We start from the raw sequence: 11,650 nt of genomic DNA on the forward strand, positions 1-11,650 counted from the left end.
TGGGATTTACGGCTAGGTCTCTATAGTACGCCCCGATTCACTAGGTAGGCTAGACGAGTGCCTGAGAGTAACCAGTTAGTTGACCTTGTCCAGCTGAAGATTGACGAGTTTCTGAGCGAAAAGCGCAGCGAGCTCGAAGCGATCGCCCCCGAGTTGACAGCCCTCACCGATGTGGGAGGTTCCCTTCTTGCCGGCGGCAAGCGCTTTCGTGCTCTCTTTTGCTACTGGGGGTGGCAGTCGATAGCGGGACTGGCTTCGCCACAGGACCCCTTCGCTGACGAGACCGACAGTCACGACCTCACCGGAGTGCTGCTCTCCGCCTCGGCGTTGGAACTTTTCCATGCAGCCGCGCTCGTCCACGACGACATCATGGACCGCTCCGACACCCGCCGTGGCGCCCCCTCAGCCCACCGACGCTTTGAGGGCATGCACAACGAAGGCGGCTGGAGCGGCAGCGCCGAAGCCTACGGCGAGGCCTCCGCGCTTTTGCTCGGTGACCTCCTGCTCGGCTGGAGCGACGAACTTCTCGGTCGAGGCATCGCCACACTTCCCCGCCCGTCAGCTCTTGCGGCGCGCAAGGAGTTCATGACCATGCGCACGGAGGTCATGGCAGGCCAATTCCTCGACATCCACGATGAGAGCGCCTGGGCTAGCTATCCCGAGTCCGAGGCCCTTGAACGCGCTCAGCGAGTACTGATTTACAAGTCGGCCAAGTACAGCGTTGAAGCACCCCTGGTACTCGGTGCAAGCCTCGGAGCGGGCAGCGACGAGCAGTTAGCATCGCTCCGCGCCTTCGGCTTGCCGCTCGGAGTCGCGTTCCAGCTGCGCGACGACGTTCTCGGAGTATTTGGAGATCCCGAAGTCACAGGCAAGCCGGCCGGCGACGACCTTCGCGAGGGGAAGCGCACGGCAATAATCGCAATCGCACGCCAAAAGCTCTCGGCCAGCGCGAACTCGATCCTCGACGAGCTCCTCGGCGACCCTGACTTGAGTGACGAGCAAGTCAACATGATTCGCTCCACGCTCCAAGAATCCGGCGCAGTCGACCAGGTAGAGAGAGTTATCTCTCGCAACCTCGAGCGCGCATGTGAAGCGATTGAGACTGCGAACCTCGCACCGACGGCTCGAGCACGACTTCTTGAGCTCGCTACTGCCGCCACTACGCGTTCGTTCTAAGGGCTGAGGCGTCCGCTTATTCGCGTCAACGCGGGTGAGCGGACGCGATCGCCCTTCATCTCATCACGCGAGGCCGCCGAGCAGAATCGCGACTATGGCACGAGGCGCAAAGAGAAAACGCGCTTAGAAGCCGAGCGCCTGAGCGACGCGACGTACTTCTGCCTTACGCCCGGCGCGTAGTGCCTCCACCGGAGAGACTCCCAAGCTCGGCTCGCTCGAGAGCAGCCAATTCATCGCCTCGTCAGAGCTGAATCCCGCGTCAGACAAGACGACAACGGTTCCCTTTAGTTCACGCAACGGAGCGCCATTAGCGATGAAGACATCGGGAACTTGCCAGACGCCATCAATCTTGCTGGCGAGCAGGGCGCCCTCTTCAATAAGGCGGCGCACTTGGCTCACCTTGAGCCCGAGGAGCTCGGTGAGGTCTGGAACAGTAAGCCAGTTGGTGGTGGGTGATTCATTCACACGTTAAGACTGCCACGTCATTGCGGGAAAACCTGACAGTTCGCACGGCATCCGCACATATTCATTAGTGAACTTAGGTAACACCAGTCACATCAGTCACTCCTGCCACAATGGTTGACACTAGATCGCTTCTGTGACAACTTTGGAGCGGTGATCTCAGTGATCACATACACCTTCTCGGGGCCGGGAGCAGGAAGAACGACATGACACAATTCACAATGGATGACACAGACAGCGTCGCATCGAGCGTTTTCGCAGGGCTAGTTCCCGCGACATCCGCTCACATTGACGAACGCGCACGCCGCACGGCGCAGCAGCGAGCTCGAGTTAATCGCAGCGTCATGAACACCGTTCCGGTACTGCTCGTAGGTTCGCTCGCCGCAGCGACCTTCAATCTGACCGGGCCTGTTGAGCCAGTCAACGCCAAAACGCCCGACGATCCCCGGCTATCCGCCGAACGCGCCAATAAACCCACCACCATCACAGCAAGCACGGTCAGTGAAGCCTCGGTGGCTGTCATCGGACCGGCTCCCGCGAGTTACCGCGTGGTCGAAGGTGACACGGTCAGTGACATTGCCTCTCGGTACGGGCTCTCGACGGCATCCGTACTCGCTCTTAATGGGCTGAGCTGGTCGTCAATGATCTTCCCCGGCCAAGAACTCAAGCTCACGAAAGAAACAGTGGAAACGCTGCCAAGCGTCAATCACGTCAAAACCACCAACGGGCAGTACACCATCGTTGCTGGCGACACCGTGAGCGGCATCGCCAACAAGTTCGGTGTATCCACCATCTCCGTAATGTCAGCAAACGGCTTGGGCTGGTCAAGCATTATCTACCCCGGCCAGACCATTATCATTCCCGGCAACCTGAGTTCACCCACTCAGGAAACCGAGGAGTACGACTTCACCCTCGACGAGGACTACGCCGACGATTCAGTTTCGTCAGAGGCACCCTCCAGCGACGTCGTCGAAGACGATGTCGCTGTCGAAGCCCCCGTCGAAGAAGTCGTCGAGGCCCCCGCAGCCGTCGTCGAACCAGAGCCGGAACCTGCGCCGGTGCCGGAGCCCGTTTCTGTTTCGGGAACAACGTACCTCGTCGTATCGGGCGACACGATTTCAGCAATCGCTTCACGCGTCGGAGTCTCGACTCAAGCGCTTCTCGACGCTAACGGTCTCACCGCTTCGAGCATGATTTACATCGGCGACAAGCTCACGATTCCCTCGTCGAGCTCGGTTCCCGCTAGCAGCGGTGACAGTGTCACCTACTTGAATGCTGAAATGCGGGCGAACGCCGAAGTCATCATTCAGGTGGGCCGCGACCTGGGAGTCTCGGATTACGGCATCACGATCGCCCTCGCAACAGCGATGCAAGAGTCGAGCCTGCGCAATTTGAACTGGGGCGACCGCGACTCGGTCGGGCTCTTCCAGCAGCGGCCAAGCTCAGGGTGGGGCACGGTCAGCCAACTCACCACGCCCACACACGCAGCACGCCTGTTCTACGGCGGACCGAGCAACCCGAACAAGGGCATTACGCGCGGATTGCTTGATATCTCGGGCTGGCAAAACATGACTCTGACCCGCGCCGCACAGGCCGTGCAGATCTCCGGACACCCCGATGCGTACGCAAAGTGGGAAACATCCGCCCGTTCTTGGCTCCAACAGCTCGGCTAACCGGCAGAACAGCCGTGTCTAGCGGCACTCTCGAAGCTCAGAACTTTAGACTCTCAGAGTGAATGCGAACTCTACTGATCCGATGATCGGCCGTCTGCTCGACGGCCGCTATCAGATTCGTTCGCGGATCGCCCGTGGCGGTATGGCTACCGTCTACCTGGCAACCGACCTGCGCCTTGAGCGCAAGGTTGCCATCAAGGTGATGCATGGCCACCTTGCCGACGACAGCAAGTTCAAAGAACGTTTCGTTCAAGAAGCACGTTCCTCCGCTCGCCTCGCCCACCCCAACGTGGTGAATGTCTTCGACCAGGGTCAAGACAGCGACATGGCGTACCTCGTCATGGAGTACTTGCCCGGCATCACGCTGCGCGACCTCTTGCAAGAGCACCGCATCCTGACAACCGAGCAAACGCTCGACATCATGGAAGCCGTACTCGCCGGTCTTGCCGCGGCTCACAAAGCGGGAATCGTCCACCGCGACCTCAAGCCGGAAAACGTTCTCCTCGCCGATGACGGGCGTATCAAGATCGGTGACTTCGGCCTCGCCCGCGCGGCCAGCGCCAACACGGCCACCGGCGCAGCACTTCTCGGCACCATTGCTTATCTCTCCCCCGAACTCGTCACGCGGGGTCTGGCTGATACCCGCAGCGACATCTACGCCGTTGGCATCATGATGTACGAAATGCTTGTCGGCGAGCAGCCCTTCAAGGGCGAGCAGCCCATGCAGATCGCCTATCAGCACGCCAACGAAGTGGTGCCCAGCCCCAGTGCAGCCAACCACCTCGTTCCTGCTGAGCTTGACGACCTTGTTCTCTGGGCGACTGCGCGGGAACCGGATGACCGCCCCAAGGACGCTCGCGCCCTTCTCGACCAGCTTTACCAAACGCACAGCTCGCTCATGACGGCGCTGCCGCCGACGGCATCCACTGCGGTGCAGCGCACGATGGTCTTGCCGAGCGCTCCCGCTGCCGAGCCGCAAAACTCCACCGCGGACACTCAAGTGTTCGGCGCCGAGCTTCAGCAAGTGGCAGCTCCCGCTCCCACTCAGGTTTCGGAGAACACCACGACGCTCTCAACACGCGCCACCAAGCGCAAGTCGCGCGGCTGGTGGCTCGTCGTTTTGATCGTGCTGCTCGTCGGCGGTGCTGCCGGCGCAGGCTGGTACTTCGGCGCCGGCCCCGGCTCTCAAGTCACCATTCCCGAAAGCATCAAGAGCGCGACTCCCGCCGAAGCTCAAGCCATGCTCGAAGAGCTCGGACTCGTGGTTAGCGACGAGCTGGGCGAAACCTACGACCCTGTCGTAGCCGTTGATCTTGTCGCCAACGCCACTCCCGAAATCGGCACCGCCGTGCCTAACGGGTCGACCGTTCAACTTCTGATCTCGCAAGGACCACGCCCGATTGCTGTCCCTGACTTTCTCGGGATGACAGAGGAAGAAGCGCGCACCGCCATAAGCGAGGCGCCCTTCACCCTTGTGGAGCCGACCGTTAAACAGTTCGACGGAGACATCGCTGCCGGCCTCGTTGTCGACGTTCTCGGTGCTGACGGGGCTTCTATCGTGGGTGCCGAAACGTACGGTGAGCTTCAAGACGTGAGCCTCATTGTCTCAGCTGGCGCCCTCCCCGACGTGAGCTGTTCAACTGTCGATGAAGCGACACAAATTCTGGCGGGAGTGGGGCTCAACGCTCAGCTCGGCATCGAGGTGTTCAGCGATTGCGCCGAAGGCAGCGTTGTGACGATCGATTCGGAAAAGAACGCCGACGGAGTTGCTCGCACATTCCGCGAAGGCGACACCGTGACACTCATCACGTCCCGCGGTCCTGACCTTGTTCAGGTACCGGATGTGTCAGGCGAGACCATCAACGGCGCGATTTCGGAACTCGAATCTCTCGACTTTGTCGTCAACGTCGAAACTGATCTACCCCAGGGATTCTGGGGATCAGGCCTCGCCATCGTCTCAGGCACTGACCCGGCGGCAGGTGAAGCTATCAAACGCGGCTCCGAGGTCACGATTTTCGGGCCTCAGATCTAGCGAGGTTCTTCCTGCCCCGGGCTTGTGTGAATCTCGCTCGCTGCGGCGCCTTCGCACTGTTCACGTGGTGCTGTTCACGTCGCCCTCGGGCTAACTCCTGCGAAACAGGCTGACGTCTGTGCCGGATCAGTACACAAAAACGCCCGCCACCCGCGCACTTTTCAGTGCGTCGCGGTGACGGGCGTTTGTTGTTGTTAGAAAGCGCGAAGCTCTTCAGCTACCAAGAACGCAAGTTCGAGGGACTGCATGTGGTTGAGTCGAGGATCGCAGAGCGACTCGTACCGTGTTGCGAGAGTCGCTTCGTCGATTTGCTCCGAGCCGCCCAAGCACTCCGTGACGTCGTCGCCGGTGAGCTCGATGTGGATGCCGCCAGGGTAGGTTCCTGCAGCGCGGTGCGCCTCGAAGAATCCCTTGACCTCATCGACAACGTCGTCGAAACGACGCGTCTTGTAGCCGGTGGGCGTGGTGAGACCGTTCCCGTGCATCGGGTCGGTGACCCAGAGCGGCGTAGCATCCATGCTCTTGATGGCCTCGAGTAGGGGCGGAAGCGCGTCGCGAACCTTTCCAGCACCCATGCGGGTGATGAAGGTGAGTCGGCCGGGCTCGCGCTCGGGGTCGAGCTTGTCGATGAGCTGCTTCATCGTTTCGGGCGTCGTGGTCGGACCGAGCTTGACGCCGATCGGGTTGCGCAGTCGCGAGAAGTAATCGATGTGAGCGCCGTCAAGATCGCGGGTGCGCTCACCGATCCATAAGAAGTGGGCACTCGTGTTGTACGGGGTGCCGGTGCGCGAGTCGATGCGCGTCATGGGGCGCTCGTAGTCCATGAGCAAGCCTTCGTGGCTGGCGTAAAACTCAGTGCGCTTGAGCTCGTCGAAGTCGGCGCCTGCCGCCTCCATAAAGCGCACGGCCTTATCGATTTCCTTGGCGAGGCTTTCGTACTGGCGGTTCGCCGGGTTGGCAGCGAAGCCCTTGTTCCACGAGTGAACCTGGCGCAGGTCAGCAAAGCCGCCCTGAGTGAAGGCCCGAATGAGGTTGAGCGTCGAGGCAGCCGTGTGGTAGCCCTCGACGAGACGCGCGGGGTCGGCCGTGCGGGATTCGGGAGTGAAGTCAAAGCCGTTGACAATGTCGCCACGGTACGCGGGCAGCGTGACGTCGCCACGTGTCTCTGAGTCGCTTGAGCGCGGCTTGGCGAACTGGCCAGCCATGCGCCCCATCTTGACGATGGGCTTCGATGCGCCATAAGTGAGCACGACGGCCATCTGCAGAATGGTCTTGACGCGATCGCTGATCTGCTGAGCAGTCGCGCCGGCAAACGTTTCGGCACAGTCACCACCCTGCAGCAAGAAAGCGTCGCCCTGAGCAGCACGCGCGAGGCGTGTGCGGAGACGATCTACTTCGCCCGCGAAGACGAGAGGCGGCAGCGAGGCAATCTTGCTGGATGCTTCGCCAACGGCGTCGGCATCCGGCCACTGCGGCTGCTGCTTGATGGGGAGAGTGCGCCAGTTGTCTAGACCGGCAATCACGGCGGGATCAGCGAGCACGACTGGTTCTGACGGGTCGACCACGAGGAGTTTCCTTCATACATTTACTACGAGAATGACTGGGTTTGTGACCCACTAAGAGCCTACGGCACCGCACGGCGCTCAATGTCACCGTTACGAGGCTGTAAGGAGAGAGTTGCACGCCTTCTGGGCGGCGAAGAAGCTAGCGACGAGCTGCGCTGCGATCCTTGACGGAAGTGGCATACACATCGACGTACTCTTGCCCGCTAATGCGGTTGAGCTCGTACATGATCTCGTCGGTGATCGAGCGAAGGATGAACCGGTCGCCCTCCATGCCTTCAAAACGGCTGAAGTCGAGCGGTTCGCCGAAAACGATGCCGATGCGTCCCATGCGAGGAATCTTGGTTCCAATAGGCATGACTTTTTCGGTGTCAATCATCGCTACTGGAACGACCGGCACGTGACCCTCAAGAATCATGCGCGCCACGCCCGTGCGGCCGCGATACATTTTTCCGTCGGGGCTACGGGTGCCCTCGGGATAGATACCGAGAACTTCTCCGCGAGCGAGAACAGCGAGCCCAGTGTTCAAGGAAGCCTCGGAGGCTTTGCCACCGGAGCGGTCGATCGGGAGCATGCCCGTGCCGTTGAAGAACGCACGCGAGAGGAAGCCCTTAATACCTTTGCCGGTGAAGTAGTCGCTCTTAGCAAGGAAGAAAATGCGACGATCCATCACGAGCGGCAAGAAGACTGAGTCAATGAAAGACAAGTGATTGCTTGCCAAGATCACTCCGCCTTTACGCGGAATATTCTCCAAACCGGATACCCACGGACGGAAGACGGTCTTCAAGATGGGACCGGCAACCAGATTCTTCATAAACCAATAGAACATGGCACCTCTTCTCCTCGTCGCGGGACTACCCACTCTACCGTCCGGCGCCGCGCACCCCACAAACGGGTGCAAATATTCTCATGCGCCAATTCGCACGTGGTTTGTGCCCCCTCACCTAGCTAGAGTGGAGTAGACCACCTAACCGGTGCCAAAGGAGTTGCCGTGAAACAGTTTGATGTAACAGCCCTAGTTGAGGCTGACCCGGAAGCAAACGCTACCGATCTCTTGATAGATCGCGTTGCGGCTACACCCAATAACGCGTTGTTCTCGCTCCCTACAGCCAATGGAGGCTGGAGCGATGTGACGTCGACCGAGTTCCTTACCCAAGTCAAGGCTCTCGCCAAGGGCCTTGTTGCTGCAGGCATTGAGCCCGGCGACAAAATTGGTCTTATGTGCAAGACCCGTTACGAGTGGACTCTGATCGACTTCGCGACGTGGTTTGCGGGAGCAGTACTCGTACCGATCTACGAGACAAGTTCGCCCAGCCAAATCCACTGGAACATTACGGATTCAGGCGCGACGGCAATGATCACCGAAACGCCGGATCACTTCGCTCGCTTCGACGAAATTCGCGCTGATGTCCCCGCCATCACCAATGTGTGGCAGATCGACCTTGGCGACCTCGACAAACTTGCTAAGTCGGGTTCCGTGGTCACCGACGAAGAGATCGAACGTCGCCGCAACATTGCCAAGGGATCGGACCTTGCGACCCTGATCTACACGTCAGGGACCACAGGAAAGCCCAAGGGTTGCGTCATTACCCACTCGAACTTTGTCGAGTTGTGCCGCAACTCGCAGAAGGCGATCCCCGAGGTTGTCAATCCCGATTCGAGCACGCTGCTGTTCATCACGACAGCGCACATCTTTGCTCGCTTTATCTCGATCCTCTGCATCCACGGTGGAGTGAAGGTCGGCCACCAGCCCGACACCAAGCTCCTGCTGCCGTCGATGGCGTCGTTCAAGCCGACCTTCCTCCTAGCAGTGCCACGCGTCTTCGAGAAGGTCTATAACTCGTCGGAGCAGAAGGCCGAAGCCGGCGGCAAGGGCAAGATTTTCCGCAAGGCTGCCGAAGTCGCTATCGCGCACTCCAAAGCGATCGATGCCGGTCACGTACCGCTGGGTCTCAAGATCCAGTTCGCGGTTTTCGATCGCCTCGTGCTCTCGAAGATCCGTGCTGCACTCGGTGGACGTGTCAAATACGCCGTTTCAGGTTCTGCACCTCTCGGCCTTCGCCTGGGACACTTCTACCGCAGCCTTGGACTGACCATTCTTGAGGGCTACGGTCTCACCGAGACCACCGCTCCCATCTCGGTTAACAAGCCGTCGAACTTCAAAATTGGCAAGGTCGGTCCCCCGCTTCCCGGAGTATCGGTCCGCATCGCTGACGATGGCGAGATTCAGGCCAAGGGCGTCTGCGTGTTCGACGGCTACTGGAACAACCAAGCTGCCACTGACGAAGTGTTTGAAGACGGCTGGTTCAAGACCGGCGACATCGGACAAATCGATGAAGAGGGCTACCTCGAAATCACCGGCCGCAAGAAGGAAATCATCGTGACCGCCGGAGGCAAGAACGTTGCCCCCGCCGCTCTCGAAGACCCGATTCGCGCTAACCCGATCATCGGACAGGTTGTCGTCGTCGGAGAACAGCGACCGTTCATCTCGGCTCTCGTAACCCTCGATGAAGAAATGCTTCCGACCTGGCTTGGCAACAATGGACTTGACGCCACGTGGACTGTAGAACAGGCAGCAGCCCACCCGGCAGTGCTCGCCGAGGTTCAGAAGGCGATCGACGTTGGAAACTCCCGAGTCTCCCGCGCCGAATCGATTCGCAAGTTCCACATTCTGGACGCCGACCTGACTGAGGCGAGTGGTCACCTGACCCCGAAGCTCAGCATCAAACGAAACGTTATCTTGGCTGACTTTGCCGATGTCATCGACGGGCTCTACTCGAACTCGCCGGCGACCGAGGGAATCTCTCTCAAGTAGCTTCAACCGCAGAAAACCCCCGTCGCGCCTGCGTGACGGGGGTTTTCTTGTTAATGCGTCTGGTCGCTGTCAACACCGCGAGATCACTGACCGTTAGTACCAGGGTGCCTTACGAATCTCGCGCATCGCTTCACGCTTGGTCTCAGCCTCGAGGCCCTCGATGTAAAGGTGTCCGTCGAGGTGATCCGTCTCGTGCTGAAGTGCCTGAGCCATCAGGCCATCACCGCTGAGCTCTACAGGGTCCCCCGCGAGGTTCACGCCCGTAACGCGTGCGAACGGGTAGCGACGGCGTAGAAAATAGAAGCCGGGCACCGAGAGACACCCCTCATCGACGAGCTCCGGCTCCCCCGAAACTTCCGCAAGCACCGGATTGATGATGTAGCCGATGTCTCCATCGATGTTGTAGCTAAATGCTCGAAGGCCAACCCCAATTTGATTGGCAGCAAGCCCCGCTCGACCCGGCAGTTTCACCGTTTCGATGAGGTCTTCTACGAGCGCCGCGGCGCGCGGGTCTCCGATAGTGATCGGATCGCACGCCGAGCGAAGAACAGGGTCGCCAAAAAGACGGATCTCACGAACAGCCATGGTGTCAGTTGACCCGAACCGCAGGAAGGCCGTCCATGACGACGGCGGCAAGCTCCGTGGCCGCAGCCTTTGTCAGCTTGTTGAGGTCGCGGTAGTGCACAACCGAGCCGGTAGCCAAACTGGGGTCGTAAGGAACGCGTACGATTTCGCGAACACGCGACTTGAAGTGCGCCTCAATCTCCTCGAGCTTGACCAAGTTAGTGCCCTGCGTGGCGGTGTTGATCGCAACGACGGCATTCTTGACGAGGTCTTCATGACCATTGGATTCAAGCCAAGTGAGAGTTTCGGAGGCGAGGCGAGCTTCGTCGACGCTGCCGCCAGAAACGATGACGATCGAATCTGCGCGCTGCAACGTTGCCCGCATGACCGAGTGCACAATTCCTGTTCCACAGTCAGTGATCGCAACCGAGTAGAACCGCTCAGCCATATCGGCAACGACGTTGTAGTCGTCTTCGTCGAACGCTTCGGAAACATGAGGGTCGGTGTCGGACGCCAACACATCGAGACGTGTCTCGTCACGAGACACGACCGTCTGGAACTCGCTAAAGGTGTGCAGTGATTCAGCACGCATGACGACGTCGCGCACGGTGGCACGCGTCTGCTTGTCGATTCGCTCTGCGAGGGTGCCGCGGTCGGGATTAGCGTCGATCGCAATGATGCGGTCTTCGCGAGTGTCGGCCAGCGCCATCCCCAGCAGTGCAGTGATGGTGGTCTTGCCCACTCCACCCTTGCGGGTCAGAACCGGAACGAATCGCGTGCCGCCCACAAACGTCTTGGTAACTCGAGCTTCAAGCGCCTTGCGCTCACGCACACGGTAGGAGTCCCCCAGATTGACCAGGTGGAACGTCGCCGCGTAGACGAGCTCTTGCAGGAACCCCTCTGGTGCCGGCTGGCGGTTCTTCTTGCCCTGATTGATCAAGCGCTCCGCCGTGAGCATCGTCGCCGTCTCGGGCGTCGTGCGTACTTCGGTGCGCTGACGGCCACGACGAGTCGTCGGGCGGTCTGCCGGAGGAAGCTCCGGAATCACAGCAGCCTCGGGTACCGACTCCGGCGGAATCGTTACAACGGACTCCGGCGCAAACGCGACGGTAGTCGTTGCCATCGCTGCAGGGTCAACGTGATGGGCCGTAACGGCAACATCATCGATGGCCACAGCGGCCTCATGCTCAGGTGTCTCGCGAACGGCGACAGGCAGCGACAGCGTGAAGGTCACGCTGTCAGAGCTCGGCACCTGCTCAACCGTTGAGTCTTTCGTGTCGTGATCGGTCGACGAATCTTGCTCGTCGACGGACGACTGCACATCAGGTTCATTGCGCTTTGTAGTCACGTGTCGATCCCCTCCAGA

9 protein-coding genes are annotated in these 11,650 nt (G+C 59.9%); 4 read left to right on the plus strand and 5 right to left on the minus strand.

All coding sequences use genetic code 11. The features are described from left to right. The first annotated feature begins 57 nt into the window (after positions 1 to 57). Positions 58 to 1,176, plus strand: a complete 1,119-nt coding sequence (locus CLV85_RS08485; RefSeq protein WP_100389096.1) for a polyprenyl synthetase family protein — start codon at positions 58 to 60, stop codon at positions 1,174 to 1,176. 123 nt (positions 1,177 to 1,299) lie between these two features. Here CLV85_RS08485 and CLV85_RS08490 read toward each other — a convergent pair whose 3' ends face one another. Then, the gene (locus tag CLV85_RS08490; RefSeq protein WP_100389097.1) at positions 1,300 to 1,641 is read right to left on the minus strand and encodes an Rv2175c family DNA-binding protein; all 342 of its coding nucleotides are present in this window, start codon (positions 1,639 to 1,641) and stop codon (positions 1,300 to 1,302) included. Positions 1,642 to 1,859: 218 nt separating this feature from the next. Between CLV85_RS08490 and CLV85_RS13430 the strand changes: the two genes are divergently transcribed. Together CLV85_RS13430 and pknB are read left to right on the plus strand one after the other, a co-directional pair. After that, complete coding sequence (locus CLV85_RS13430) at positions 1,860 to 3,311, plus strand: muramidase family protein (RefSeq protein ID WP_169925797.1); 1,452 nt, start codon at positions 1,860 to 1,862, stop codon at positions 3,309 to 3,311. Positions 3,312 to 3,369: 58 nt separating this feature from the next. Beyond that, complete coding sequence (pknB, locus tag CLV85_RS08500; RefSeq protein ID WP_100389099.1) at positions 3,370 to 5,343, plus strand: Stk1 family PASTA domain-containing Ser/Thr kinase; 1,974 nt, start codon at positions 3,370 to 3,372, stop codon at positions 5,341 to 5,343. Between the two features lie 194 nt (positions 5,344 to 5,537). Here the strand turns inward: pknB and CLV85_RS08505 are convergent, their stop codons facing one another. Next, positions 5,538 to 6,908, minus strand: a complete 1,371-nt coding sequence (locus CLV85_RS08505; protein ID WP_100389100.1) for a class II 3-deoxy-7-phosphoheptulonate synthase — start codon at positions 6,906 to 6,908, stop codon at positions 5,538 to 5,540. Positions 6,909 to 7,047: 139 nt separating this feature from the next. Further along, a complete protein-coding gene (locus CLV85_RS08510) occupies positions 7,048 to 7,734 on the minus strand; it encodes a lysophospholipid acyltransferase family protein (RefSeq protein WP_100389101.1) in 687 nt (228 codons plus the stop codon). 162 nt (positions 7,735 to 7,896) lie between these two features. On the opposite strand from CLV85_RS08510, the gene CLV85_RS08515 reads away from it, so the two are divergent. After that, positions 7,897 to 9,720 carry an AMP-dependent synthetase/ligase gene (locus CLV85_RS08515; RefSeq protein WP_100389102.1) on the plus strand — a complete coding sequence of 608 codons (1,824 nt, stop codon included), beginning with the start codon at positions 7,897 to 7,899 and terminating at the stop codon, positions 9,718 to 9,720. A 93-nt stretch (positions 9,721 to 9,813) separates the two neighbouring features. Here the strand turns inward: CLV85_RS08515 and CLV85_RS08520 are convergent, their stop codons facing one another. Both CLV85_RS08520 and CLV85_RS08525 read right to left on the minus strand, forming a co-directional pair. Beyond that, entirely contained in the window at positions 9,814 to 10,305 is a 492-nt protein-coding gene (locus CLV85_RS08520; RefSeq protein ID WP_100389103.1) for a peptide deformylase, read from the minus strand. 4 nt (positions 10,306 to 10,309) lie between these two features. Further along, positions 10,310 to 11,632: a MinD/ParA family ATP-binding protein gene (locus CLV85_RS08525; RefSeq protein ID WP_100389104.1), complete on the minus strand. Its 1,323-nt coding sequence runs from the start codon at positions 11,630 to 11,632 to the stop codon at positions 10,310 to 10,312. Positions 11,633 to 11,650 lie beyond the last annotated feature (18 nt).

This window comes from Salinibacterium amurskyense, assembly GCF_002797685.1.
Lineage (GTDB): Bacteria > Actinomycetota > Actinomycetes > Actinomycetales > Microbacteriaceae > Rhodoglobus > Rhodoglobus amurskyensis.